A 25419-nucleotide genomic window follows, 5' to 3' on the forward strand; every position below is an offset into this window, starting at 1 on the left:
ATCGAGGTGCGGCACACCCAGGATAGCCCGGCGCTCTTTCCACGGACGGATCAGCTGTCATCCGCTCATTCAGGAGAGCTGTCGTGAGTGTTACCCGTGCGCCCGCAGTGGAGGCGCGCCAGCTGATCAAGACCTACGCCGGTGATGTGACCGCCCTGCGCGGCATGGACGTCACCGTCGAACCGGGCACCGTCTTCGGGCTCCTCGGGCCCAACGGCGCCGGCAAGTCCACCACCGTCAAGATCCTCACCACCCTGGCCCGCTCCGACTCGGGCTCGGCGACCGTCGCCGGGCACGACGTGCTGCGCCACCCGGACCGGGTGCGCCGGGCGATCGGCGTGGTCGCCCAGAGCTCCGGCGCCGACCCGGTCGCCACCGGCCGCGAGAACCTTCAACTGCAGGGCAGGCTCTACGGGTTGAGGGGCGCCGCACTCGACTCGCGGGTGTCCGAACTGCTCGACCGCTTCGGCCTCACCGATGCCGCCCGGCGTCAGGTCAAGGGCTACTCCGGCGGCATGCGGCGCCGCCTCGACGTCGCCCTCGGCCTGGTGCACCGGCCCGAGGTGCTCTTCCTCGACGAGCCCACCACCGGCCTGGATCCCGAGGCCCGCACGGCGATGTGGGACGAGATCGACCGGCTCGCCGGCGAGGAGGGTCTGACCATCCTGCTCACCACGCACTACCTCGAAGAGGCCGACCGGCTCGCCGAGCGCATCGCCATCGTCGACCGCGGCAGGGTCGTCGTCGAGGGCACACCGGACTCCCTCAAGGGTGAACTCCGCGGCGACGCGGTCCACTTGGAGCTGCGTGAAGTGGTCGGCGAAGCCGGTCGTACGCTGCTCAAGGGCGCCCTCGGCTCACTGCCCGGCATGCACGAGGTACTGATCGACGGGCGCCGCGTCAGCGTCCGCGCCGACGACGGGGCGGCCGCCGTACCCGCACTGCTCGGGGCTCTCGAGCGTGCCGGAGTCGGAGTCGCCGCAGCGACCGTCGCCCGCCCCTCCCTCGACGACGTCTACCTCCGCTATGCGGGCCGCCGTTACTCCGAGGCCGACGCCGAAGCCACCGAGAACCTCGTCCTCGCCGGAGGTGCGCGATGAGTACCGCTGTTTCCCAGACCTGGTACATGACCCAGCGTCAACTCATGGTGTTCACCCGGCAGCCGGCGTACGCGATCATCACCCTGATCCAGCCGGTGATCTGGCTGTTCCTGTTCGGCAGCCTCTTCAAGAAGGTCGTCGAGCTGGGCGGCTTCGGGACGACCACCTACCTCGACTACCTGGTCCCGGGCGTCGTGGTGATGAGCGCGCTCAGCTCCAACATGTGGGCCGGCATGGGCACGTTGGAGGAGATCCAGCGGGGCACGCTCAACCGCTTCCTGACCACCCCGGTCAGCCGGGCCGCGCTGATGAACGGCAACGTCGTCAACAACGGCCTGGTCACCGCGTTCCAGTCGGTCGTCATCGTGCTGCTCGCGCTGGCGGGCGGCGCCGACTACCCGGGCGGCATCGGCGGCATCGTGATCCTGGTCCTCGCCTCCGTGCTGCTCGGCACGATCTTCGGGGCGCTGTCCAACGCGCTGGGCATGCTGGTGCGCGAGCGGGAGTCGATCATCGGCATCAACACCTTCCTGCTGCTGCCGCTGACCTTCCTGTCCTCCGCCTTCATGGCACCGTCCCAGATGCCCTCCTGGATGCGGCACATCGCCGACTTCAACCCGCTCAACTGGGCGATGGTCGCGGGCCGTTCGGCACTGTCCGAGCATCCCGACTGGGGTGACGTGCTCAGCCGCGGCGGGGCACTGCTGGTGCTCGCGGTGGCGGCGGTGTGGCTGTCGATCCGGACGTTCCGGTCCTACCAGCGGTCGGTGTGAGCGCATGAAGAAGCGGTGACACCTCGACGAGGTGTCACCGCTTCTCGACGTGTCATGCGGCGGACGCCGAGCTCTCCTGCTCCGCCTCGATCCGCGCGTTCCAGTCCCGCTTGGAGGCCTGCCAGCCGTCCTCGTTGTGGCCGAGCCGCCAGTAACCGGAGATCGACAGGTCCTCGCGCGGGATCTGCAGGTCGACGCGGAACAGCTGGCGCAGCTCCTTCACGAAGTGCGCCTCGCCGTGCACGAACGCGTGCATCCGCCCCTCGGGGAACTCCAGCGACCGTACGGCCTCGGCCAGCGCCTGGCCGACGGGCCGGTCCCCGCGGTGCAGCCAGACGACCTCCACGTCGGAGTCGATCTTCTGCTCCTCCTCGGGGCCCGAGACCTCGATGAAGGCGTGCGCCTCGATGCCGTCGGGCAGCGCCTCCAGGGAGCAGGCGATGGCGGGCAGGGCGCTCTCGTCGCCGACGAGCAGGTGCCAGTCGGCGCTCACGTCGGGGGCGTAGGCGCCACCGGGGCCGCTGAAGTGCACGGTCTCGCCCGGCTGGACGCGCACCGCCCACGGGCCGGCCAGGCCCTCGTCGCCGTGGATCACGAAGTCGAGCGTCAGCTCGTGCTCCACCGGGTCCCAGGCCCGCACGGTGTACGTCCGGGTCACCGGCCACTGCTCACGCGGAAGTTCCTCGCGGATGCGCTCCACGTCGAAGGGCTCCGGATAGGTCACGCCCTCGCTCGGGGGGAACAGCAGCTTCACGTAGTGGTCAGTGCAGGTGTCGGCCGTGAAACCGGCCAGCCCCTCGCCACCGAGGATCACGCGCTGCATGTGCGGGGTCAGCCGTTCTGTGCGGACGACCTGCGCGGAACGGGGCTTCCGCGGCTTCCGAGCCGGACGTTCTGCCATGACGGCCTCCCATGCTTTCTTGCTTAGGCTTACCTAAGTTAGCACCTTCCCCATGGACGACGCCCTCTTGAGATCGGCATGACCGAAAACGAGAACATTGTTTACGCGCCGAGAGTGCTCAGCAGCCGCTGCAGCGACCCGCCCAGCCCCCACCGCACCGCCAGCTCCTCCAGTGCCGCCGGGTCGCGCGGGGCGTGCGGCAGGGCCGTGTCGACGACCGGCAGCGGGACGTCGTCGGCGACCTTGACGACCTTCGGCGCGACCGCGACATACGGCCGCGACTCGTCGAGCCGCTTGCGCTGCGACGGCGTGAGCTTCGCCTCCGGGTCCTCGACCGCGGCCATGATCCCGGCCAGGTCCCCGAACTCGGCGAGCAGCTTCGAGGCCGTCTTCTCGCCGATACCGGGCACGCCCGGCAGGCCGTCGCTCGGGTCGCCGCGCAGCAACGCCAGCGCCGCGTACCCCGGCCCGTCGACCCCGTACTTCTCGCGCAGCCATGCCTCGTCGGTGAGCTGCAGCGTGCCGACGCCCTTGAGCGGGTAGAGCACGCGCACCCCGCGCGAATCGTCCACCAGCTGGTACAGGTCGCGGTCGCCGGTGACGATGTCGACCGGGCCCACCGCGCGCGCGGTGAACGTGCCGATCACGTCGTCCGCCTCGTACGGCTCGACGCCCACGCGCGCGATGCCGAGCGCGTCGAGGACGGCCTCGATGACGGGCACCTGCGGTGAGAGCGTGTCCGGCACCTCCTCCTCGTCGGGTCCCGCCGAGCGCACCTCGGCGACGCGGTGCGCCTTGTAGGAGGGGATGAGGTCGACCCGCCACTGGGGGCGCCAGTCGGCGTCCATGCACGCCACCAGGTGGTCGGGGCGGTGGTCCTTGACCAGGCGGTCGATGAATTCGAGGAGCCCGCGCACGGCGTTCACCGGTGTGCCGTCCGGGGCCTTCACGGACTCCGGCATGCCGAAGTAGGCGCGGAAGTAGAGCGAGGCGGTGTCGAGGAGCATCAGTCGTCCGGTCACGCCTCGCATCATGCCGCACGGCACTGACAGTCACCCTTCGACGTTCGCCGCGTGGCACTTGTAAATGCCTTGTGAGCTGGACCACCGGTGCGTTTGGCGCGAACCGGGCGGGGCAGGCGCTGCCGCGGAGCGATCCCGGTTGCACCTTCAACTGTTTTGACGGTTTGCGGCTTTTCGTCTCCCTTCCTTGCTGTCGAGACGAGAGGTACGCGTGTCATCCAGGCTTGAAGCCGAGCATCTCTACAAGGTGTTCGGCAGACGACCCGACGAGGCAGTCGAGAAGCTCCGCAAGGGAGCCGACCGGGAGGAGCTGCGCGCCGACGGCACCACCGCGGCCGTGATCGACGCCTCCTTCACCGTGGAACCCGGCCAGATCTTCGTCGTCATGGGCCTGTCCGGTTCCGGCAAGTCGACGCTGCTGCGCATGCTCAACGGTCTGCTGGAGCCGACCGCCGGACACGTCCGCTTCGACGGCGACGACCTGACCGCGCTCGGCGACCGCGAACTGCGCGCGGTCCGCGCGAGGAAGATCAGCATGGTCTTCCAGCACTTCGCGCTGTTCCCGCACCGCAGCGTTCTGGAGAACGCCGCCTACGGCCTGGCCGTGCAGGGCGTGCCCCGCGCCGAGCGCGAGAAGCGCGCCGGCGAGGCGCTGGCCCTGTGCGGTCTGGCCGGCTGGGAGAAGTCCTGGCCCGACGAACTCTCCGGCGGCATGCAACAGCGCGTCGGCCTCGCCCGCGCCCTCGCCACCGACGCCGACCTGCTCCTCATGGACGAGTCGTTCAGCGCGCTCGACCCGCTGATCCGCCGTGACATGCAGGACCAGCTGTTGCAGCTGCAGCAGACCCTGAAGAAGACGATCGTCTTCATCACCCACGACCTCAACGAGGCCATGCGCCTGGGCGACCGCATCGCCGTCATGCGCGACGGCCGCATCGTCCAGATCGGCAGCGCCGAGGACATCCTCATCCGCCCGGCCAACGACTACGTCGCCTCCTTCATCCAGGACGTCGACCGCTCCCGCGTGCTGACCGCGTCCGCCGTGATGGACGAGGACGTGCGCGGCGACGAGGCCGACTGCGGCTGCGAGACCGCGACGCCCGACACCCCGTTCACCGAACTCTGCGCGATCAGCGCCCGGTTGACGCACCCCGTCGCCGTCCTCGACGCGAAACGGAAACTCGTCGGCGTCGTACCGAGCAGGCGCCTCGTCGCCTTCCTCGGCGACGAACAGTCGGCACCCGAGGCCTGCGACTCCCCGCGGGACAAGGACGAGAAGGCGGTGACCCGTGCCTAGGATTCCGCTCGGTGACTGGGTCAACGACACCGTGGACTGGCTGCTCGGCCATGTGTCCTGGCTCTTCGACTTCCTCAAGACCGTCTTCACGGGCACCTACGACGGCATCAACGCCGTCCTCCAGGCCCCCGAACCCCTGCTGCTCGCCGGCATCTTCGCGCTGCTCGCGTTCTGGCTGCGCGGCACGCTCGCCGGTGTCCTCACCTTCGTGGGATTCGCCTTCATCGACTCCCTCGAACTGTGGGACGACGCGATGGTGACCCTGTCGCTCGTCCTCGTCGCCACGATCATCGCGCTGGTGATCTCGGTGCCGGTGGGCATCTGGGCCGCACGCTCCAGCCGGGTCAGCGGCGTCGTACGGCCGGTCCTGGACTTCATGCAGACGCTGCCCGCGATGATCTACCTCATCCCGGCGATCCTGTTCTTCGGCACCGGCGCCTCCGCGGGCATCGTCGCCACCCTGATCTTCGCGCTCGCTCCCGGCGTGCGCATGACGGAGCTGGGCATCCGGCAGGTCGACAAGGAACTGGTCGAGGCCGCCGAGGCGTTCGGCACCACTCCCCGCGACACCCTGCTGCGCGTCCAGCTGCCGCTCGCGCTGCCGACCGTCATGGCCGGCGTGAACCAGGTCATCATGCTCGGCCTGTCCATGGCCGCGATCGCCGGCATGGTCGGCACCGGCGGCCTCGGCGGCGACGTCAACGAGGCCATCGGCCAGCTCAACGTCGGCCTCGGCTCGGAGGCCGGCGTCGCCATCGTGATCCTCGCGATCTACCTCGACCGCATGACCAGCGCCCTGGGCACCCATGTCTCCCCGCTGGGCCGCCGCGCCGCCGCCAAGGCCCGTGCGGCCCAGGGCCTGAAGATCTGGTCCTACCGGCCCCGCCCGCAGGTCGCCGTCGTCGGCATCGTGATCCTTGGCCTCGTTGCGGGCGGCATGGGGATCTTCGGCAGCGGCGGCGGCTCCACCGACGTCGCCGCCGCCAAAGACGTCGGCCAGGGCAAGAAGATCTCCATCGGCTACATCCCCTGGGACGAGGGCGTCGCCTCCACCTACCTGTGGAAGGAGATCCTCGAACAGCGCGGCTACCAGGTGGACGCCAAGCAGTTCGACGCCGGACCGCTCTACACGTCCCTCGCGCAGGGCTCCGTCGACTTCCAGACCGACGCCTGGCTGCCGACCACGCACGCGCAGTACTGGAAGAAGTACGGCAGCAAGCTCGACGACCTCGGCGCCTGGTACGGCAAGACGTCTCTGGAGCTGACCGTGCCGTCGTACATGAAGGACGTCAATTCGCTGGCGGACCTCAAGGGCAAGGCCTCGACCTTCGGCGGGAAGATCACCGGCATCGAGTCCAGCGCCGGCGAGATGGCCCTGCTGAAGAGCAAGGTGCTGAAGGCGTACGGCCTCGACAAGGAGTACAAGGTCGTCGACAGCTCCACGCCCGCCATGCTGGCCGAGCTCAAGCGCGCCTACAGCAAGAAGGAACCGATCGTCGTCACGCTCTGGTCGCCGCACTGGGCGTACAACGACTACCGGCTCAAGAAGCTGAAGGACCCCAAGGACGCCTGGGGCAAGGGCGACGGCGTGCACACGCTGGCCCGCAAGGGCTTCGCGGACGACAACCCGGTCGTCGGCAAGTGGCTGAAGAACTTCAAGCTGACCGAGAAGCAGCTCACCAGCCTCGAGGCCGAGATCAACAAGGCGGGCAAGGGCAAGCAGCAGGACGCCGTGCGTGCCTGGCTGAAGGACAACCCGGGGCTCGTCGACAAGCTGGCCCCGGTCCAGAGCACCACGGCCCCGGCCGAGGCCAAGCGGCCCGTGAACGTGGCCTGGTTCCCCTGGGACGAGGACATCGCCGTCACCTACCTGTGGAAGAACGTCCTGGAGCGGCGCGGCTACAAGCTGAACCTCAAGCAGATGGACGTCGGCCCGGTCTACACGGGCCTGGCCTCCGGCGACCTCGACGTCAACTTCGACGCCTGGCTGCCGTACGCGCAGAAGAACTACTGGGACAAGAGCAAGGACAGACTCAAGGACCTCGGCACCTGGTACCAGCCGACCTCGCTCGAGGTCGCCGTGCCGTCGTACGTGAAGGGCGTCAAGTCCCTCGAGGACCTCAAGGGCAAGGCGAGCACCTTCGACGGGAGGATCATCGGTATCGAGCCGGGGACCGGCGAGATGAACCTCCTCAAGACGAAGGTCCTGCCGGGCTACGGCCTCGACAAGGAGTACAAGGTCGTCGACGGCTCCACACCGGCGATGCTGGCCGAGCTCAAGCGCGCCTACGCCAAGAAGGAGCCCGTCGCCGTCGTCCTGTGGTCGCCGCACTGGGCGTACAGCAAGTACGACCTGACCAAGCTGAAGGACGACAAGAAGCTCTTCGGCGAGGGCAACACGATCCGCACGATCTCCCACGAGAAGTTCCCCGAGCAGTACCCGCAGCTCACCAAGTGGATCAAGGGTTTCCACATGAGTGAGAGCGAGCTCGGGAGCCTGGAGGCCGAGATCAACAAGCAGGGCCAGGGCCATGAGCAGGAGGCGGTCGCCGCCTGGCTGAAGGCGCATCCGGACATGGTCGGCCGGATGACACCGCAGTAGCAGTAGCAGCAGGTGCAGTAGGCAGCACGCGCGCGTGGGCGGTCCGTTTCGCGACGGGCCGCCCACGCGCGCGTGTGCAGGGCGCACGAAAAGGATCCGGCCAACCACATAGCGCTACGTCATCGCCAGAGCCGTACCGCCCTCCGGACCGGAATTGCCGCCCGCACATGCAGCGCGGAACGAGGCGGGTCCCGCGCGCCGAAGGCACCCCGTACATCGCCTCGGTGGCCGGCGACACCGGCGAACCGACCGGCCGCCACCGGGCCGACCGCGACCCCGACCCCCAACTGGGCGCCGTACGAACGAACTTCACGACCTGGAGCGCAACGCCTGATCACAGGCATGATCGCGTCGTGCGGGCCCGGGGGACGGGCGGGAACACACGGGACCGTCCGCGCATTGAACTGAAGGGCAGGAGTCTCGTGCCGGCCGAGGTACAGCGGTGGCGCGGGGACTGCGGCAGCGGGCCGTCGTGTGCCTGCGATCCGGTCACCGGACGGTCCGGCCGTACGGCGGTCCGATCGCCCGGAGACGGTGGCGTGCGCGCCGACCCGTCGCCGGCCCCCGGCACCGCTCGGGACGGTGGTCCGGCCCTCCTGGTCAGCTTCTTCGTCCCTAAGGAGGAATCCACGCCGGCAGAGTCCGAGGAGCTCATCCACCGGCCAGAGTTGGCGAATTGACCGCACGCGCTGTTTACGAGGATGTGACGGGCGCATGAAACGGTTTGCCGAACCTGCGTAAGGTGCAGAGAACTCATCAGAAGCACCGCACCCGAACGGCGGTGCACGGAACGCGGGACGACGCAAGCACGGACCACGAGCGAAGGAGGGAGCCGAAGCGATGGGCGACCACAAAGACGACCAAAAGGAACAGCGCCTGCGAGTGGGCGCGGCCGTGCGGCGACGGCGCCGGGCGCTGCAGCTCACCCTCGCCGTCGTGGCCGAGCGCAGCGGCCTGTCGGTTCCCTTCCTGAGTCAGGTCGAGAACGACCGGGCGCGGCCCAGCAGAACGTCCCTGGAGAAGGTCGCCGACGCCCTGCGCACCACTGCCGTCGAACTCCTCGCCGCCGCCGACCCGGCGTGCAGCGTGGACGTCGTGCGCGCCGAGGCCCCCGAGCCGGCGGCGCAGCCGCGGGTGCGTTCCCTGGTGCGGGGTCATCACCAGATGCACGCCTCGGAGTTCACCGGGGACCATGACGCGGGCCGCGAATTCCAGTACCGCAACGACCAGTTGATGTACGTCGCCGACGGCGCGGTGGAGATCGAGGCGGAGGGCCGCGCCTACCGGCTCGGCCGCGGAGACACGCTGTACCTGACGGGCGGCGTGCGCCACCGGTGGCGGGCGACGGTGTCGGACACGCGCGTGGTCGTCGTCGCGGTGGCCGAGCACGTCGAGGCGGTCCAGAACCGGTCGCGGTAGTGCCGGTGCGCGTCGTCTCCCTCGTCCCGTCGCTGACCGAAGCGGTGGCGGTCTCGGTACCGGGCGCCCTGGTCGGCGTGACGGACTGGTGCACCCACCCCGCGGAACTCGCCGACCTCGGGGTCTCCCGTATCGGCGGCACCAAGAACCCGAAGGTCGAGCGCATCCTCGACCTTGCGCCCGACCTGGTGATCGCGAACGTGGAGGAGAACCGGGAACCGGATCTGGCGGCCTTGTGGGAGGCGGGCGTCGAGGTTCTGGTGACGGTGGTATGTGACATACCACAGGCCTTCGCGGAGCTCACGCGGGTGCTGGACGCCTGTGGCGCCACGTCCCGCCCCCGCTGGCTGGACGAGGCGGAGACGGCCTGGTCCGACCTGCCGCCACCCGAGCGCCGTACGACGGCCGTCGTGCCGATCTGGCGCCGGCCCTGGATGGTGCTGGGCCGGGACACCTTCGCGGGCGACGTCCTGTCCCGCCTCGGCGTCGACCACCTGTACACGACCCACGCCGACCGCTACCCCCGCGTCCCGGTCGAGGAGCTGCGCGCGGCCGCCCCGGACGTCGTCGTACTCCCGGACGAGCCGTACCGCTTCACGGCCGAGGACGGCCCGGAGGCGTTCCCCGGCCTGCCCTGTGCGCTCGTCAGCGGACGTCATCTGACGTGGTACGGACCGTCGTTGGCCGAGGCCCCGCGAGTGCTGGGCGAGGCGCTGCGAGCAGCTCGCCGCTGACCAGACCGCGCGCCGTGTGCAGGGCGGCGGTGGCCCAGGCGGCGACGAGGACGACGTACAGCCCGACCGCGAGCCAGTCGTAGGCGACGAGTCCGGTGTGCCGGGCGAGAGCCTCGGCACCCGTGACGCACGTCCCCACGGGGAAGGTGAACGCCCACCACGTCATCGCGAAGCCCATGCCGTGCCGACGCGCCCGCACCACATGGGCGGTGGCGAGCACGAGCCACAGCAGCGCGAAACCCATGACGGGCACCCCGTACAGGACGGCGAGGAGGCCGAATCCCTCGCTGTACGGCGCCGGTACGACACCGGGTGCCACGTCCGCGAACTTGCCGACGGCGGTGGTGGACTGGCCGAGCGGCCCGAGCACCAGGAACAGCGTCGGAGTCAGGGCGAGGGGCAGGGGCCCGCCGGTGATCAGCCGGGCGAAGACCAGCGGCAGCATCAGCAGGGTCGCGAGAAGGCTGAGCCCGAACATCGCGAAGCAGGCGAGCAGAAGGGTCTCCCGCGGCTGCCCCGGCGGCAGGTGCGGCACCAGGAGCGGCCCGAGCGCCGCGGACACCATGGGTGCGACGACGGGCAGCAGCCACACGGGGGTGGCCTGCCCCGGCTCGACCTTGTGCCGTACGGCCATGAGGTACGGCACCGCGACGGCGGCCGCCAGTCCCACGACCGTCCCGGCGGTGAACAGCACGGCGTCGATCACGAGCGCGTTGTGCAGCCCGATCCAGTCCCGGCCGACGACGACGGCACCGCCGCCGACGGCCAGCAGGGCCATGGCGAGACACCCGTAGAACGGTGCCGTCGCCGGGTCGAGGAGGTGGGCGCGGGCCTGGTCGCGGTGGTGCGTCCAGTGCAGGGCGCGGGCGGCGAGCAGGGTGACGAGGAGGCCGAAGGAGAGGGCCCACACGGCCGCGCAGAAGGTGCGCAGTCCGGGGATGTCGAGGGGGAGTGCCGCCCCCGCGGTGCCGACGATGGCGGTGCCCATGACGGAGGCGTACCAGTTGGGCCCGAGGTGACGGACCGCGATGGCGCGCGGAGCGCGTGCGGTGGCACGCGGGAGGGGTTGGGCTGCGGTGACCATGCCTTCACGGTCCCGCTGCCCGGGACTTGCGACCAGGGAGTACGTCTCTATGAGGGCATAAGCTGGGGTTATGAGCAACGTGGAGGAGCAGGGTCAGGGGCAGGGGCGGGGTCAGGTGAATCCCCGGCCCGTGACGGCGACGGGGGCCGTGACCGGTTCCGGGGGGCCGCTGGCGCATCGGGTACCGGATCTCGGGGCGCTGGAGTTGCTGCTCGCGGTGGCGCGGCTCGGCAGTCTGGGCGGGGCGGCGCGGGAGATGGGGATCACGCAGCCGGCGGCGAGCAGCCGGATCCGGTCGATGGAACGCCAGTTGGGGGTGGCCCTCGTCGACCGTTCACCGCGCGGCTCCCGTCTCACGGACGCCGGCGCGCTGGTCACGGACTGGGCGCGGCGGATCGTGGAGGCGGCGGAGGCCTTCGACGTGGGGGCGCAGGCCCTGCGGGACCGGCGTGACTCCCGGCTCCGGGTGGCGGCGAGCATGACGATCGCCGAATACCTGCTCCCGGGCTGGCTGCTCGCACTGCGCGCCCAGCGGCCCGACACTGCGGTGTCCCTGCTCGCGGGCAACTCGACGGTGGTGGCGGAGCGGCTGCTGTCCGGCGAGGCGGACCTGGGCTTCGTGGAGGGGGTCAGCGTCCCGCCCGGCCTGGACTCGGCGGTCATCGCCCACGACCGGCTGATCGTGGTGACGGCACCGGGGCACCCGTGGGCTCGCCGCCGGCGTCCGCTGGAGGCCTCGGAACTCGCGGCGACCCCGCTGATCCTCCGCGAGAAGGGGTCGGGCACCCGGCAGGTGCTGGACTCGGCGCTGGGCGGGCTGGCGCGGCCGCTGATCGAACTGTCGTCGACCACGGCGGTGAAGGCGGCGGCGGTCAGTGGTGCGGGGCCGGCGGTGCTCAGTGAACTGGCGGTGGGGGAGGAGTTGGCGATGCGGCGGTTGGTGCGGGTGCCGGTGGAGGGGGTTGCCCTGGCGCGGGATCTGCGGGCCGTGTGGCCGACGGGGCACCGGCCGACGGGGCCGGCACGGGAGCTGTTGTCGCTGACGCGGGGGTAGGAGGGTTTCGCCCCCGCCGCCCCTGCCCGTCCCGTCACGGGGGCCGGCCCCCGGACCCCCGCTCCTCAAACGCCGGAGGGGCTGGTTTTCGCCGGCCGGGGCTTGATCATTCAGTCGGATCCGGCGGCCTCGACCAGTGCCCGCATCACCCGCACGTCGTCCCCCATCTCCGGATGCCACTGCACGCCCAGCACCCAGCCCTCGGCGGGCGGCAGTTCCACCGCCTCGACCGTGCCGTCGGCCGCGTGGGCCGACGGGAGCAGGCCGGTGCCGAGTCGGTCGACGGACTGGTGGTGGTACGTCGGTACGGACGTCTCCTCCGGGACGGCGGCGGCGTACCGCGTGCCGGGCACCGGCTTGACCGGATGGCGGCCGAAGACGCCGACGACCTCCGCGTGGCCGTCGAGATGCTGGACCAGGGTCCCGCCCAGGGCGACGTTCAGGAGCTGCATGCCCCGGCAGATGCCCAGGAGGGGGACGCGCGCGGTCAGGGCCGCCTCGATCAGCGCCAGCTCCCAGGCGTCCCGGGCGCGGGCCGGCGGGCCGGTCCGCGGGTCGGGTTCCGCGCCGTAACGGACCGGCTCGACGTCCGGCCCGCCCGCGATCACCAGACCGTCGAGCCGGGCGACGGCCGCCGCGGCCTGCTCCGGCGCGTCCGGCGGCAGCATCGCGGCCAGTCCGCCCGCCCGCTGCACGAGCCGCGGATAGCCGGCCGGCAGCAGAGCGGCCTCCAGCTCCCACACGCCCCAGCGCGCCTGGGCCTCCAGATACGTACTGATGCCGATCAGCGGCAGCCTGCCCGCCATGTGCACCCTCCCGCTCCCGCAATGGACTTTCTACGTACCTTTGCCGAGGATCCCCTCCCAGGGCAAGACCGGCCGACAGGTCCGCGTCATGCCAGGAACCCTCTGAGCAGCGCCGCCGTCCCGGCGCAGTGCTCCCGCATCATCTCCCGCGCCCCGTCCGCGTCCCCGTCCAGGACCGCCTCCACCAGCGCGACGTGCTGCCGCTGCGAGTGCTCCAGGTTGCGCACGAGGAGCGGGATGCAGTCGAGTAGGTCGTTGACCGTCGCCCGCACCGCTGCGTACTGCGCGGCCAGCGTCGGCGAACCGCACAGCTCGGCGAGCGTGAGGTGGAGCAGGGTGTCCAGGCGCCGGTAGTCGGCCAGGGGCGCGTCGCCGGTGCGGGTCAGCGCCTCGCGCAGCCGGTCCGCCTGTTCCTCGGTCAGGCCGTGCGTCGCGCACAGACCCGCCGCCCCGACCTCCAGGACCTCCCGGAAGCGCAGGACGTCCTCGATGTCGACCTCGGTGATCCGGCGCCGCAGCTCGTCCTCGCCGCCCGCGTCCGTGCGGGGCAGGACGAACGTCCCGCCGTAGCGCCCGCGCCGGGACTCCACCAGACCCTGGTCCTGGAGCACCTTGAGCACCTCCCGCAGCGTCACCCGGCTGATCCCGAGCCGCTCCGCCAGCTCCCGCTCGGCCGGCAGCCGCTCGCCCCCCGGCACCAGGCCCAGTCGTACGACCTGCAGGATCTGCTCCAGTGCCTCCTCGAAGCCGTTGCCCGCCCGCACCGGTCGTAGCACCGGCGTCAACCGGTCCTCCAGGCTGCCGTCCGGATCCAGCGACATCCCGCCGCACCCCCTTCCCAAGCAATGGTTCTCCGCAATACCTTATGGCTTCCGGCTGACCGAAGAAGCCGAAGGAGGCTTTCCAGTGGCAGACCGCACACCCCCGCTGAGCGTCGAGGAGCTGCACGCCCTCGTCGCCGGCGGTGAGATCGACACTGTCGTCCTGGCCTTCCCCGACATGCAAGGGCGGCTCCAGGGCAAGCGGTTCGCCGCACGTTTCTTCCTCGACGAGGTCCTCCACCACGGCACCGAGGGTTGCAACTACCTCCTCGCCGTCGACACCGAGATGAACACGGTCGACGGATACGCCATGTCCTCCTGGGACCGGGGCTACGGCGACTTCGCCATGCACCCCGATCTCAGCACCCTGCGCCGCGTGCCGTGGAACGCGGGTACGGCCATGCTGATCGCCGACCTCGCCTGGAACGACGGCTCGCCCGTGGTCGCCGCTCCGCGGCAGATCCTGCGCCGCCAGCTGGAGCGCCTCGCCGAGCACGGCTTCACCGCCCAGGTCGGCACCGAGCTGGAGTTCATCGTCTTCAAGGACACCTACGAGCAGGCCTGGGACGCCAACTACAGAGGGCTGACGCCGGCGAACCAGTACAACATCGACTACTCGGTGCTCGGGACCGGTCGTATCGAGCCCCTGCTGCGCCGTGTCCGCAACGAGATGGCGGGCGCCGGTCTGACCGTCGAGTCCGCGAAGGGCGAGTGCAACCCCGGGCAGCACGAGATCGCCTTCCGCTACGACGACGCCCTGGTCACCTGCGACCAGCACGCGATCTACAAGACCGGCACCAAGGAGATCGCCGCCCAGGAGGGTGTGTCGATCACCTTCATGGCCAAGTACAACGAGCGCGAGGGCAACTCCTGCCACATCCACCTCTCGCTCGCGGACGCGGCCGGCAACAACGCCATGGCGGGCTCCTCCGAAGACCCCGGCGGCATGTCGGACGTCATGCGGTACTTCCTCGCCGGACAGCTTGCCGCCCTGCGGGACTTCTCGCTCCTCTACGCCCCCAACATCAACTCCTACAAGCGGTTCCAGCCGGGCTCCTTCGCCCCGACCGCCGTCGCCTGGGGCTACGACAACCGCACCTGCTCCCTGCGGGTCGTCGGCCACGGCCGCTCGATGCGGTTCGAGAACCGGCTGCCCGGCGGTGACGTCAACCCGCACCTCGCCGTCGCCGGACTGGTGGCGGCCGGGCTGTACGGCATCGAGCAGAAGCTGGAGCTGCCCGAGGCCTGCGCGGGCAACGCGTACACCGCCGAGTACGAGCACGTCCCGACCACCCTGCGCGAGGCCGCCGAGCTCTGGGAGAACAGCCCGATCGCCAAGGCCGCCTTCGGCGACGAGGTCGTCGCGCACTACCGCAACATGGCGCGCGTCGAGGTCGAGGCCTACGACGCCGCGGTCACCGACTGGGAGCTGCGCCGCTCCTTCGAACGCATGTGAGAGGTTCTTTCGTTGTCGTACGAGCATGAGCTGAAGGTCCTCAATCCGGCGACGGAAGAGATCGTCGCGACCGTGCCCGCCGCCACCGCGGCCGACGTGGACGCGGCCGTCGCGCGGGCCACGAAGGCACAGGCGAAGTGGTCCGGAGTCGCGCCCGCCGACCGGGCCCGGCTGCTGCGCCGGTTCGCGGCGGTCGTGGACGAACACGTCGAGGAACTGGCCCGGTTGGAGGTCCGCGAGGCCGGCCACCTCCTCGGCAACGCCCGCTGGGAGGCCGGCAACGTCCGCGACCTGCTCACCTACGCGGCCGGGGGAGTGGAGCGGCTGAACGGCCGCCAGATCCCGGTGCCCGGCGGCATCGACATCACCATCCTCGAACCGCTCGGCGTCGTCGGAATCATCGCGCCCTGGAACTTTCCGATGCCCATCGCGGCCTGGGGCACCGCCCCGGCGCTGGCCGCCGGCAACGCGGTGATCCTCAAGCCCGCCGAGACGACCCCGCTGACCGCCCTGCGGCTCGCCGAACTCGCCCTGGAAGCCGGACTGCCGGAGGGCCTGTTCCAGGTGCTGCCCGGCCATGGTCCGGTCGCGGGCAACGCCCTGGTCGAGCACCCCGGGGTCGCGAAGATCGTCTTCACCGGCTCCTCCCGCACCGGCCGCGCGGTCATGGAGCAGTGCGCCCGCCAGGTCAAGCCGGTCACCCTCGAACTCGGCGGCAAGAGCCCCAACATCGTCTTCGCCGACGCCGACCTCGAGAGCGCCGTCGATCCCTTCTCCTTCCTGGACAACTCCGGCCAGGACTGCTGCGCCCGCACCCGGATCCTGGTCCAGGAGTCGGTCTACGACGAGGTCCGCGAGCTGCTCGCCGACGCGCTGGCGTCCGTGGTCGTGGGCGACCCCGCCGACGAGAAGACCCAGATGGGCCCGCTGATCAGCCGTCAACAGCTGGACCGCGTACGGTCGTTCGTGCCGGACGACGCCCAGGCCCTGCGCGGCAGCGCCCCCGACGGGCCCGGCTTCTGGTTCCCGCCGACCGTCCTCACCGGAGAGCGGCCCGACTCCGAGGCGGCCCGCGAGGAGATCTTCGGGCCGGTCGCCGTCCTGCTGCCCTTCACCGACGAGGCCGACGCGATCCGCCTCGCCAACGACACCCCGTACGGCCTCGCCGGCTCGCTGTGGACCCGCGACCTGGGCCGCGCCCTGCGCGTCTCGCAGGCCGTCCGGGCCGGCAACCTCTCCGTCAACTCCCACTCCGCCGTCCGCTACTGGACCCCCTTCGGCGGCTTCAAGCAGTCCGGCCTCGGCCGCGAGCTCGGCCCGGACGCCCTGACCGCCTTCACCGAAACCAAGAACGTCTTCATCAGCACGGAAGGCCCCGCACAGTGACCGAACAGACTGTCTGCCGCCGCCTGGTCGGCCGCACCGCCGTCATCACCGGAGCCGGCAGCGGCATCGGCCTCGCCACCGCCCGCCGGCTCGCCTCCGAGGGTGCGCACATCGTCTGCGGCGACGTCGACGAGGCCCGCGGCAAGGCGGCCGCCGAGGAGGTCGGCGGGATCTTCGTCAAGGTCGACGTCACCGACCCCGAGCAGGTCGAGACCCTGTTCAAGACGGCGTACGACACCTACGGCAGCGTCGACATCGCCTTCAACAACGCGGGCATCTCCCCGCCCGACGACGACTCCATCCTGGAGACCGGCCTGGAGGCCTGGAAGCGCGTCCAGGAGGTCAACCTCACCTCCGTCTACCTGTGCTGCAAGGCCGCCATTCCCTACATGCGGCAGCAGGGCAAGGGCTCCATCATCAACACGGCGTCCTTCGTGGCGCGGATGGGCGCCGCCACGTCGCAGATCTCGTACACCGCGTCCAAGGGCGGCGTGCTCGCCATGTCCCGCGAACTGGGCGTGCAGTTCGCCCGCGAGGGCATCCGCGTGAACGCCCTGTGCCCGGGCCCGGTCAACACCCCGCTCCTCCAGGAGCTGTTCGCGAAGGACCCGGAGCGGGCCGCCCGCCGCCTCGTCCACATCCCCGTCGGCCGGTTCGCCGAGGCCGAGGAGATCGCCGCCGCCGTCGCCTTCCTGGCGAGCGACGACTCCTCCTTCGTCAACGCCACCGACTTCCTGGTGGACGGCGGAATCGCGGGCGCGTACGTCACCCCGCAGTAGCGGCGAAACGGTACGGCCCACGCGTATGCGAGACCCTCTCGCGTGGACCCTGGTCGCGGCCGCCGCCCTGGCGGCCGCGACCACCGCACCCGGCGCTCGCGGCCGGGGACCCCGGCACCGACGTCACGTTCGCCGACCGACCGGAGACCGTGTACTGACCCTCCGGGCCCGTCCTAGAGTGCCGGGATGAGCATGTCGCCCCCGCCCGGCTGGTACCCCGATCCATCCGCCCCTCACCTGCAGCGCTGGTGGGACGGCACGGCCTGGACCGAGCACTGGAGCGCACCCGGGACCCCCGGACAGCCGCCTTCCGGTGGCGGCGGTTCCGGACGGTCGAAGGTCGTCGCGCTCACCGCGGCCGGGGCCGTGCTCGTCGCGGCGATCGTCACGGGGGCGGTCTACCTCGGACGGGACGACGGCGGCGGCGCGGACGTGCAGACCGTCCCGAACCCCGTGACCTCCAGCGCCGCACCGACGACCGAGGGCCCCTCGCCCTCGGCGTCCACCTCGGAGCCCTCCGCCGACGACCCGGCCGTCGTCGTGGACCAACTCAACGGCATCACACTGCCGTTGCTCGACGGCTGGGTGAGGCCGCAGTACGTCACCGAGGACGATGTCGTCATGACCACGGACGGCACCTACGACTGCCCGGGCGACTCCGGCGTGTGCCGGCACGGCCTCGTCATCTCCCGCACCGTGACCGAGAACGACGAGAGTTCCCCCAAGTCGCTCGCCACGCAGGACATCTCCGACGCGGCCGACGCCGCCTACGACCGCGACCTCGTCGGCCGGCGTCCCTTCGGCGGCATCGAGTCCCACCAGCAGGTCAAGTCCGGCCAGATCGCGGTGGCGGGCCGCGCCGGGTACTTCGTGCGCTGGCGGGTCAGGACGGCCAAGGGGCCCGGCGGTTACGTGGAGTCGCTCGCCTTCCCCTCCAGCGTCGGTACGGAGTCGCCGGTCATCGTCCGGTTCGTCTTCGACGCCGGTGAGGACGGCCCGCCGCTCGCCGACATGGACCGGATCACCAAGGGCATCCGGTCCGTCGACGACGCGGCCACGGGCGGCGGAGTGGGCAGCAGCATCGGCCCGACGGACAGCCCCTAGAGGAAGCCCGACGGACAGCCCTAGAGGAAGGTGTGGCCTTCCCCGCGGTACGTCGGGACGGTCGCCGTCACGGCGTCGCCCTCGATCAGATGCAGCACGTCGAACCGCTCGCACAGCTCACCGGCCTTGGCGTGCCGGAACCACACCTTGTCGCCGATCAGCAGATCGTCGGCAGGGGAGCCGAGCAGCGGCGTCTGCACCTCGCCGGGTCCCTCCTGGGGGTCGTAGCGCAGCCCTTCCGGCAGGTGGGGCACGGGGAGCCGGTCGCGCCCGGGCGCACCGGAGGCGGGGTATCCGCCACCCAGAACGGTCACGACCCCGACACCGGGCCGCCGCACGACGGGCTGCGCGAACAGCGCGGCGGGGCGCCCGCTGAACGACGTGTAGTTGTCGAACAGCCGCGGCACGTACAGCCCGGACCCGGCGCCGATCTCGGTGACGGCGTCCTCGGCGGCGGTGTGCTGCACGCTGCCGGTACCACCGCCGTTGACGAACTCCAGGTCGGGCACGACGGCCCGCACCGCCCGCACGACCTCGCCGCGCCGCTCCGCGAGCTCCCGGCGGGCGGTGGCCTGCATGAGCCGTACGGCACGCGACCGAAGGGGGTGCCCGGCGACGGAGTCACCGACGCCCGCGATGTGCCCCTCGTACGCCATGATCCCCACGACCTTGAACCCCGGGCGCCGTGCGACGGCCCGGGCCAGGTCGGCGACCTGGGCGGGGGAGTGCAACGGCGAACGACGCGCCCCGACGCGGACCCGTCCCCCGAGCAGCTTCAGCGAGGTGTCCAACTCCAGGCAGACGCGGACGACTTCACGCCCGCCGTCGCGTGCCTCGTCGATCAGCCGGAGCTGCGCCGGGTCGTCGATCATGACGGTCACGGCGGCGGCCAGCTTGGGGTCGGCGGCCAACTCGGCGAAGGCGGCGCGGTCGGCGGACGGATAGGCGAGAAGGACGTCCTCGAACCCGCCCCGCGCCAGCCACAGCGATTCGGCCAGCGTGAAGGACATGACACCCGCGAACCCGTCCTTCGCTAGGACCCGTTCCAGCAGGGCCCGGCAGCGTACGGACTTGCTGGCGACGCGGATCGGCTTTCCGGCCGCGCGGCGGAGCAGGTCCTCCGCGTTGGCGTCGAAGGCATCCAGGTCGACGATCGCGAGAGGAGCGTCGAGGTGGGCGGTGGCCCGGTCGTAACGGGCCCGGTCGGCGGCGCGCGCAGTCATGAACGAAGCCTGCCAGAGAGGATTACCGCAGGGTAGGGGGACGTTCCGGGCAGATGCCCCGGGCTCGTGGACTGGTTCCCGTTCCGACAGGGGCAACCCGTAGAGTGACGCGCATGTACGGCGGAACGACGTCGGCTGCATCCCCTGCACCTGGATGCCGGTCCGCCCGTACGGGTATGCGTGCCCGGGACGGACTGGCCCGGCGTCGATCGATTGAGCGCAAGGACGACGGCCCGCGTACAGGTAGACGGCCCGGGCGCGAGGAAACGGGGGGTGCATGAGCACGGAAGCGCAGCATGCCTCGATCCCGCCGCGCCCACCCCAGCCTCCTACGGCCGGCCCGGGGTCGGCGGACCCGCTGCCGTCGCACGCGGACGCGGAACCCGCACGGGACACGGACGAGGCCGCTCCAGGTCACCGCGCACCGGCGGCCGGGGGCGAGTCCGGTGGCGTCTGGTCGCCGTGGCGAGGCGGCGAACCGTTCGACGCTTTCGGCCACCGCAAACTCCCCACGGCTCCGCACGCCGAACCCGACGCCACCCCGCCACCCAAGGACGAGCGGTCGTCGCTCCCGCCGTCCGGCCCCGGAACCGGGTCCGAGGCGGTCATGCCACCTCGGGCTGCCCGTGGGTCCGATGCGATCCCGTCATTCGGGCGTCGTTCCGAATCCGACGCGGACTCGTCGCGTCGCTCCGGCACCGAGGCCGACGCGGCCTCCGCCCCGATCGACTTCCCGGACACCCGCCCTCAGTTCCCGAGCCTGCGCGCGCCCTCCGCACGAGACGCCGGCTCGCCGCCCCCGCCTCCGCCGCAGGCCTCGGCCCGCTTCCCGGACGCCCCTCCGTCGGCCGGCCGCGAGACAGCACGCGACAACGCCGATACGACCGCGCCGGCCACCGCCGTACCACCACGCCCGAGCCACAGTCCCGCCCCGCCGCCCGGCCGCACGAACGCCCCCGCGGAGACGGCAGCGGAGACCACCTGGCGCCTGCGCCCGATCCCCCCGGCCACCCCACCCGGCGCACCCGCTCGCCCGACCACGCCGCCCACACATCCCGGACGGCGCCCTGACGCCACCACCCCGGACACCGACCGGACGCGCACGCCGGCCGATTCCGGCCACCGCCCCGGCTCGCCGACCCCGCCGATGCCGGGCGTCCGCCCTGGGTCTGCGTCTTTCGATTCCGGTCGTGGTCCGGGTTCGGCTGTTCCGTCCTTGCCTGCTGCGGGTCCTGGTGCGGCGAGTCCGCCGGTGTCGGGCGTCCGTCCCGGGTCTGCGTCTTTCGATTCCGGTCGCGGTTCCGGCTCGGCCGCCCCGTCCGCGCCTGCTGCGGGCCCTGGTTCGGCGACCCCGCCGATGCCAGGTGCCCGCCCCGCGGCTGCGCCCGCCGAGCCCGGTCGTCGTCCCGGCTCGGCTGTCCCGCCGACGCCGGAGGTCCGCGCCGGTTCGGCCGCGCCCCCGGTGAATCCGGGTCCTGCACCGGCTGATCCGCCACGGCACCCCAACTCGGCCGCTCCGTCCGCGCCTGCTGCCCGCCCCGGCACACCCACGCCGCCGATCCCGGGCGCCCGGCCGGGCTCTGCGCCCGCCGATCCGGTCACCCGCCCCGGCTCGGCCGTCCCGCCTGTGCCGGCCGCGCGTCCAGCTTCCCCCTCGGGCACGGGCACCCCGCCCATGCCGGACGCCCGCCCGAGTTCCGCCCCCAACGAATCCCCAGAACGTCCCGGTTCCGGTACGTCAGTGGCGGGGAGCCGGTCGGGAGGCGAGGGCACGGGGCCTGATCCGGCGCTTTCGTGGAGCGCCTCGGCGGTGCCCGGTGGGACGCTCGGGGCCGGGCGGCCCGTCGTGTCGTTCGGGGAGCCCGAGGGGTATGACGAGCGGGCCCGGCCGCGGCCGCTCGGCGGGCGGGTGCGGACGCGTACCGCTGCCGTCGCCGCTTGTCTTGTGCTCGGGCTCGGGCTCATCGGCGGGGCTGCGACCGGGAGTTGGCTGGTCGGCGACTCGGGGGACGAAGGCGCGCGGGACACGTTTGTCTCGGCCCGGAGTCTGTGGCACAGCGTGCCCGTGGATCAGCTGTTTCCGCGCACCGTGCAGGGCAACGGCGCGGGCCCCGGTGGCGCCGACCGGACCTGGACCCGCGTCGCCGTAGCCCCGGACAGCGGATGCAAGAACGCCTTCGACCCGCTGCTGAGCAAGGCCCTCGCACCCGTCGGCTGCCAACGGCTCCTCCGCGCCACCTACACCGACGCCACCCAGAGCTTCGTCACCACCGTCGGCCTCCTCTTCACCAAGGCCGACGCCGCCTCCATGGACGCCCTCGCCAAGCGCTTCCAGAGCGAGGGCCTCGGCAACCGCACCGACCTCATGCCCCGCCCCTACGCCGAGAAGGACACCGCCGCCGCCCGCTTCGGCACCAAGCAGCGCGCCTCGTGGACCGTCTCCGTCCTCACCGACGCCCCCGTCGTCGTCTACACCGTCTCCGGCTGGGCCGACGGCCGTACCGTCGACGCCCCGCAGTCCGCCGAGCAGGCCATGCAGTCCGGCGCCACCTCGCCCCCCGCCCAGGCAGGCCTCGGCAACGAGTCCCAGGGCCTTGCCGACCGCATCGAACGGGCCCTGCGCAAAGACGTCACCTCGCCCACGGAGAAGCCCTCGTGATGCGCCGCACCGGAGCGAACGACCGTACGGGAGCCAACGGCCGCACCGGAGCGAAGCACCGCATCGGAGCGCTCAGCGTCCTCCTCGCCGCCTCCCTCGCCCTCGTCCCGTCGACCGTCGCGCACGCCGACGGCATACGTGCCCAGCAGTGGGCCCTCGATGCGATGCACACCCAGCAGGCCTGGCAGACCACCAAGGGCAAGGGCATCACCGTCGCCGTCCTCGACACCGGCGTCGAGGCCGACCACCCCGACCTCGTCGGCAACGTCCTGCCCACCAAGGACATGATCGGCTTCGGGGCCGAGCGAGGGGACCGGGCATGGGCCCGGCACGGGACCGCGATGGCCGGGATCATCGCCGGGCACGGACACGGCCCCGGCGACGACGAAGGCGTCATGGGCATCGCCCCCGAGGCGAAGATCCTCCCCGTCCGCGTGATCCTCGAGGACGGCGACTCGGCCCGCGGCAAGGCCCGCAGCACCCGTGGCAACGCCCTCGCCCAAGGCATCCGCTGGGCCGCCGACCACGGCGCCGACGTCATCAACCTCTCGCTGGGCGACGACTCCGCCTCCGCCCACCCCGAACCCGCCGAGGACGAGGCCGTCCAGTACGCCCTGAAGAAGGGCGTGGCCATCATCGCCTCGGCCGGCAACGGCGGCGAGAAGGGCGACCACGTCTCCTACCCGGCCGCCTACCCGGGCGTCATCGCCGCGACCGCCGTCGACCGCTTCGGCGCCCGCGCCTCGTTCTCCACCCGCCGCTGGTACGCCACGGTCAGCGCCCCCGGCGACAAGATCGTCATCGCCGACCCCGACCACAAGTACTACGAGGGCTGGGGCACGAGTGCCGCCTCCGCCTTCGTCTCGGGCGCGGTCGCCCTGATCAAGGCCGCGCACCCCGGGCTGACCCCCGCCCAGATCAAGAAGCTCCTCGAGGACACCGCCCGCAACCCTCCCGCCGGCGGCCGCGACGACTCCCGGGGCTTCGGCCTCATCGACCCGGCAGCCGCCATCAAGGCGGCCGGCCACCTCAAGCCGGAGGGCCTGCAGGCGGCGTCGTACGGCGACAAGTACTTCGGCTCCGGACCGGACGCGGCCCAGTCCGACGACGACTCCAACAGCTGGGCGGCCCCGCTGGCGGGCAGCTTCGGCGGTGTCCTGCTCGTCGCGGCGTTCGTCCTGTGGCGCGGCCGCCGCCCACGCATCGACGACTTCTAGACGCCGGCCCCGCCACTAGGAGGCAGAGGCAGAGGCGGAAGCGGAGGCGGACGCAGAGGGTGAGGCCGAAGCCGACGCGGACGACGTCGCGGTGTCCCCGGACAGTGCCGAAACCGCCGCCTCGGCCGCCGTCTCGATCAGCGAAATCCCCTTCGCCTTGGTCGAGTTGCCCTTCGACAGTGTGGCCACCAGATAGTCGTGGCCGTCCACCGTCACGCGCCCGATGCTGTTGATGTCCCACAGCCCGGTGGTGCTGCGAGGCAGCCAGCCGTTCTTCAGCGCCCACTTCGAGCCGTCGGCCACCGCCGACACACCCCAGTGCTGGTCTTCGGCTATCTGCCCCATCAGCTCCCGCAGATACGTCCGCGAGGCCGCGCTCAGCTCCGAGTCGTCCCCGAACACCTGCTGCAGCAGGGTGAGTTGATCGGTCGCGGTGGTCTGGGTCAGCCCCCACAGCATGCCGTCGCCGCCCGTGGTGTCCGTGAGCCCGAGGCGCTCGTTCGCGGCGTCGAGACCGTCCGCCTTGCCGATGATCCGCCACAGGGCAGACGCGGAGACGTTGTCGCTGTTCTCGATCATCGTGGTGGCGTACGACTTCTCGCTCGCCGTGAGGAGCCGGTCCGCGTCCTGCGCCTGCAGCAGCAACGTCGCCAGGATGTCGACCTTGACGATGCTCGCCGTGTCCAAGGAGCCGTCCCCGTACGAGGCGCTCGCACCGGAGTCCAGGTCCAGCACCGCCACCGACACGTCCGCGCTGTCCTCGGTCGACACCGACTTCATGGCCTTGGCCAGCAGCGCGTCGTGGTCCACCGTCGGCTGCGCCACAGGTTCCACGGATTCCTCCCCGTCCGCCGTGGTCGCCGACGATACGGGGCTCGCACCGGAGTGCGCCTGGGCCTTCACGAACACGGTCCCGGCGGCCGTACCGCCCACGATGACCACGGTCGCCAGGGCGGCGTAGAGCAGGGGACGCGTCCCGGACGGACGAGCACGGCGGCTTCGGCTGGCTCTGGAGGACTCCATCCCGCGATGCTGGGGGCGGCGACTGTGTGCCCCGTTAGACGAAAGTTAGATGTGTGTCAGGAGAATCTGAAAAACCCGTGAAGCCTGTGAACCAGCGGTTTCCGGGGCCGCACAAGCCCAGCAGCATCCCCCCTATAGGGTCGGGGACCGTGGCGAACAAGAACATTCCCGACTCCGGCTTCTCCGACGACGACGGCACCGCCGACCCCCGGCTGAGCGCCGCGCTCACCGCCTGGGCCGAGGACCGCACCGCAGTGGGCCCCGTCCTGGAGGCACTCAAGGGCGCCCGGCTGCTCGTCCCCGTGGTGGCCGTCCTCGGCGAGGTGGAGGAGGACAGTAAGGAGGGGCGCGAAGCTCCTTGGAAGGGCGGTGGTGGGAGACGGGAGGGCGGGCTGCGTCACGAGAAGACCAGCGACATGGCCGTCCCGACCCTGAAGGCCGGATCCCGCACCGCCCTGCCGGCCTTCACCTCCACCGACTCCCTGGCCCGCTGGGACCCGGCGGCCCGCCCCGTCGCCGTACCCCTGCACCAGGCGCTGCAGGCCGCGGCGCACGAGAAGGCGGACACGATCGTGCTGGACCTGGCCGGACCCGTGCCGTACGAGCTGACGGGGTCGGCGCTGCTCGCGCTCGCCGAGGGCCGTACGACGGCCGATCCGCTCGCCGACCCGGCCGTACAGGAAGCGGTACGGACCGCGGTGGCCGCCGAGCCCGCCGTCCTGCGCGCCCACCTCGGCCCCGGCCACGCCGACGGCACCCTCGCGCTCGTACTCGACCCGGCCGCCGCGCCCGCCGAGGCCGCCCGCTCGGTGGCCGAGCGCCTCGCCGCCGACGAAACGCTGAGGGCCCGCCTGGTGCGCGGCCTCGACCTGGCACTCCTGCCGGCCGGGGCGACGCCTCCGGGCGAGCCCTTGTACGTACGCGGATGAAGCGGATGAATCAGTCGCTGACCTGGTGGA

Annotated in this window: 21 protein-coding genes; 14 read left to right on the forward strand and 7 right to left on the reverse strand. The window is 71.6% G+C overall.

Translation table 11 applies throughout. The features are described from left to right. Nucleotides 1-83: 83 nt before the first annotated feature. Together OG303_RS39750 and OG303_RS39755 are read left to right on the forward strand one after the other, a co-directional pair. The gene (locus OG303_RS39750) at nt 84-1100 is read left to right on the forward strand and encodes an ATP-binding cassette domain-containing protein (RefSeq protein ID WP_405874755.1); all 1017 of its coding nucleotides are present in this window, start codon (nt 84-86) and stop codon (nt 1098-1100) included. Then, a complete protein-coding gene (locus OG303_RS39755; RefSeq protein WP_405874756.1) occupies nt 1097-1873 on the forward strand; it encodes an ABC transporter permease in 777 nt (258 codons plus the stop codon). Before OG303_RS39750 ends, OG303_RS39755 begins: the two co-directional genes overlap by 4 nt. A gap of 52 nt (nt 1874-1925) precedes the next feature. On the opposite strand, the gene OG303_RS39760 is transcribed toward OG303_RS39755, so the two are convergent. Both OG303_RS39760 and OG303_RS39765 read right to left on the reverse strand, forming a co-directional pair. Next, complete coding sequence (locus tag OG303_RS39760) at nt 1926-2774, reverse strand: siderophore-interacting protein (RefSeq protein WP_405874757.1); 849 nt, start codon at nt 2772-2774, stop codon at nt 1926-1928. Nucleotides 2775-2875: 101 nt separating this feature from the next. After that, on the reverse strand, nt 2876-3808 hold the full coding sequence (locus OG303_RS39765) for a 5'-3' exonuclease H3TH domain-containing protein (RefSeq protein ID WP_405874758.1): 933 nt from the start codon (nt 3806-3808) through the stop codon (nt 2876-2878). 199 nt (nt 3809-4007) lie between these two features. On the opposite strand from OG303_RS39765, the gene OG303_RS39770 reads away from it, so the two are divergent. The 4 genes from OG303_RS39770 to OG303_RS39785 all read left to right on the forward strand — a co-directional run bounded on the left by OG303_RS39770 (nt 4008) and on the right by OG303_RS39785 (nt 9848). Further along, nucleotides 4008-5093, forward strand: a complete 1086-nt coding sequence (locus OG303_RS39770; protein ID WP_405874759.1) for a glycine betaine/L-proline ABC transporter ATP-binding protein — start codon at nt 4008-4010, stop codon at nt 5091-5093. Next, a complete protein-coding gene (locus tag OG303_RS39775) occupies nt 5086-7695 on the forward strand; it encodes an ABC transporter permease/substrate binding protein (protein WP_405874760.1) in 2610 nt (869 codons plus the stop codon). Before OG303_RS39770 ends, OG303_RS39775 begins: the two co-directional genes overlap by 8 nt. An 840-nt stretch (nt 7696-8535) precedes the next feature. Further along, nucleotides 8536-9114, forward strand: coding sequence for a helix-turn-helix domain-containing protein (locus OG303_RS39780; RefSeq protein ID WP_405874761.1), 579 nt, complete (start codon nt 8536-8538; stop codon nt 9112-9114). 5 nt (nt 9115-9119) lie between these two features. After that, complete coding sequence (locus OG303_RS39785) at nt 9120-9848, forward strand: helical backbone metal receptor (protein ID WP_405874762.1); 729 nt, start codon at nt 9120-9122, stop codon at nt 9846-9848. Here OG303_RS39785 and OG303_RS39790 read toward each other — a convergent pair. After that, a complete protein-coding gene (locus tag OG303_RS39790; protein ID WP_405874763.1) occupies nt 9760-10932 on the reverse strand; it encodes a TDT family transporter in 1173 nt (390 codons plus the stop codon). The two genes, OG303_RS39785 and OG303_RS39790, sit on opposite strands and share 89 nt — an antisense overlap. A 70-nt stretch (nt 10933-11002) precedes the next feature. On the opposite strand from OG303_RS39790, the gene OG303_RS39795 reads away from it, so the two are divergent. Further along, the gene (locus OG303_RS39795; RefSeq protein ID WP_405874764.1) at nt 11003-11986 is read left to right on the forward strand and encodes a LysR family transcriptional regulator; all 984 of its coding nucleotides are present in this window, start codon (nt 11003-11005) and stop codon (nt 11984-11986) included. 110 nt (nt 11987-12096) lie between these two features. Here OG303_RS39795 and OG303_RS39800 read toward each other — a convergent pair whose 3' ends face one another. Together OG303_RS39800 and OG303_RS39805 are read right to left on the reverse strand one after the other, a co-directional pair. Further along, on the reverse strand, nt 12097-12792 hold the full coding sequence (locus tag OG303_RS39800) for a gamma-glutamyl-gamma-aminobutyrate hydrolase family protein (protein ID WP_405874765.1): 696 nt from the start codon (nt 12790-12792) through the stop codon (nt 12097-12099). A gap of 86 nt (nt 12793-12878) precedes the next feature. Next, on the reverse strand, nt 12879-13613 hold the full coding sequence (locus tag OG303_RS39805; protein WP_405874766.1) for a FadR/GntR family transcriptional regulator: 735 nt from the start codon (nt 13611-13613) through the stop codon (nt 12879-12881). 85 nt (nt 13614-13698) lie between these two features. Between OG303_RS39805 and OG303_RS39810 the strand changes: the two genes are divergently transcribed. From OG303_RS39810 to OG303_RS39825, 4 genes are all read left to right on the forward strand, one after another. Continuing rightward, nucleotides 13699-15069 (forward strand): glutamine synthetase family protein, encoded by a 1371-nt coding sequence (locus tag OG303_RS39810; RefSeq protein ID WP_405874767.1) that lies wholly within the window; start codon nt 13699-13701, stop codon nt 15067-15069. Between the two features lie 12 nt (nt 15070-15081). Next, complete coding sequence (locus OG303_RS39815; protein WP_405874768.1) at nt 15082-16455, forward strand: aldehyde dehydrogenase family protein; 1374 nt, start codon at nt 15082-15084, stop codon at nt 16453-16455. Next, the gene (locus OG303_RS39820) at nt 16452-17234 is read left to right on the forward strand and encodes a 3-oxoacyl-ACP reductase (protein WP_405874769.1); all 783 of its coding nucleotides are present in this window, start codon (nt 16452-16454) and stop codon (nt 17232-17234) included. The genes OG303_RS39815 and OG303_RS39820 overlap by 4 nt, the downstream gene beginning before the upstream one ends. 192 nt (nt 17235-17426) lie before the next feature. After that, nucleotides 17427-18338 carry a DUF2510 domain-containing protein gene (locus tag OG303_RS39825; RefSeq protein ID WP_405877698.1) on the forward strand — a complete coding sequence of 304 codons (912 nt, stop codon included), beginning with the start codon at nt 17427-17429 and terminating at the stop codon, nt 18336-18338. Between the two features lie 20 nt (nt 18339-18358). Here the strand turns inward: OG303_RS39825 and OG303_RS39830 are convergent, their stop codons facing one another. After that, the gene (locus OG303_RS39830; protein ID WP_405874770.1) at nt 18359-19561 is read right to left on the reverse strand and encodes an amino acid deaminase/aldolase; all 1203 of its coding nucleotides are present in this window, start codon (nt 19559-19561) and stop codon (nt 18359-18361) included. A 1810-nt stretch (nt 19562-21371) separates the two neighbouring features. Between OG303_RS39830 and OG303_RS39835 the strand changes: the two genes are divergently transcribed. Both OG303_RS39835 and mycP read left to right on the forward strand, forming a co-directional pair. Next, complete coding sequence (locus tag OG303_RS39835) at nt 21372-22220, forward strand: hypothetical protein (RefSeq protein WP_405874771.1); 849 nt, start codon at nt 21372-21374, stop codon at nt 22218-22220. Continuing rightward, the gene (gene mycP, locus OG303_RS39840; protein ID WP_405874772.1) at nt 22220-23437 is read left to right on the forward strand and encodes a type VII secretion-associated serine protease mycosin; all 1218 of its coding nucleotides are present in this window, start codon (nt 22220-22222) and stop codon (nt 23435-23437) included. The genes OG303_RS39835 and mycP overlap by 1 nt, the downstream gene beginning before the upstream one ends. 15 nt (nt 23438-23452) lie before the next feature. On the opposite strand, the gene OG303_RS39845 is transcribed toward mycP, so the two are convergent. Next, the gene (locus OG303_RS39845; protein ID WP_405874773.1) at nt 23453-24460 is read right to left on the reverse strand and encodes a serine hydrolase; all 1008 of its coding nucleotides are present in this window, start codon (nt 24458-24460) and stop codon (nt 23453-23455) included. Nucleotides 24461-24609: 149 nt separating this feature from the next. Between OG303_RS39845 and OG303_RS39850 the strand changes: the two genes are divergently transcribed. After that, a complete protein-coding gene (locus tag OG303_RS39850; RefSeq protein WP_405874774.1) occupies nt 24610-25389 on the forward strand; it encodes an SseB family protein in 780 nt (259 codons plus the stop codon). Nucleotides 25390-25419: the final 30 nt, after the last annotated feature.

Source organism: Streptomyces sp. NBC_00005 (assembly GCF_045160215.1).
Taxonomy (GTDB): Bacteria; Actinomycetota; Actinomycetes; order Streptomycetales; family Streptomycetaceae; genus Streptomyces.

Bases quoted from the DNA above. Each gene is read 5' to 3' on its own strand.
- OG303_RS39790 (WP_405874763.1), bottom strand. From the start codon at position 10,932: ATGGTCACCGCAGCCCAACCCCTCCCGCGTGCCACCGCACGCGCTCCG.
- OG303_RS39780 (WP_405874761.1), top strand. From the start codon at position 8,536: ATGGGCGACCACAAAGACGACCAAAAGGAACAGCGCCTGCGAGTGGGC.
- OG303_RS39765 (WP_405874758.1), bottom strand. From the start codon at position 3,808: ATGATGCGAGGCGTGACCGGACGACTGATGCTCCTCGACACCGCCTCG.
- OG303_RS39830 (WP_405874770.1), bottom strand. From the start codon at position 19,561: ATGACTGCGCGCGCCGCCGACCGGGCCCGTTACGACCGGGCCACCGCC.
- OG303_RS39795 (WP_405874764.1), top strand. From the start codon at position 11,003: ATGAGCAACGTGGAGGAGCAGGGTCAGGGGCAGGGGCGGGGTCAGGTG.
- OG303_RS39800 (WP_405874765.1), bottom strand. From the start codon at position 12,792: ATGGCGGGCAGGCTGCCGCTGATCGGCATCAGTACGTATCTGGAGGCC.
- OG303_RS39825 (WP_405877698.1), top strand. From the start codon at position 17,427: ATGTCGCCCCCGCCCGGCTGGTACCCCGATCCATCCGCCCCTCACCTG.
- mycP (WP_405874772.1), top strand. From the start codon at position 22,220: ATGCGCCGCACCGGAGCGAACGACCGTACGGGAGCCAACGGCCGCACC.
- OG303_RS39755 (WP_405874756.1), top strand. From the start codon at position 1,097: ATGAGTACCGCTGTTTCCCAGACCTGGTACATGACCCAGCGTCAACTC.
- OG303_RS39805 (WP_405874766.1), bottom strand. From the start codon at position 13,613: ATGTCGCTGGATCCGGACGGCAGCCTGGAGGACCGGTTGACGCCGGTG.
- OG303_RS39845 (WP_405874773.1), bottom strand. From the start codon at position 24,460: ATGGAGTCCTCCAGAGCCAGCCGAAGCCGCCGTGCTCGTCCGTCCGGG.
- OG303_RS39760 (WP_405874757.1), bottom strand. From the start codon at position 2,774: ATGGCAGAACGTCCGGCTCGGAAGCCGCGGAAGCCCCGTTCCGCGCAG.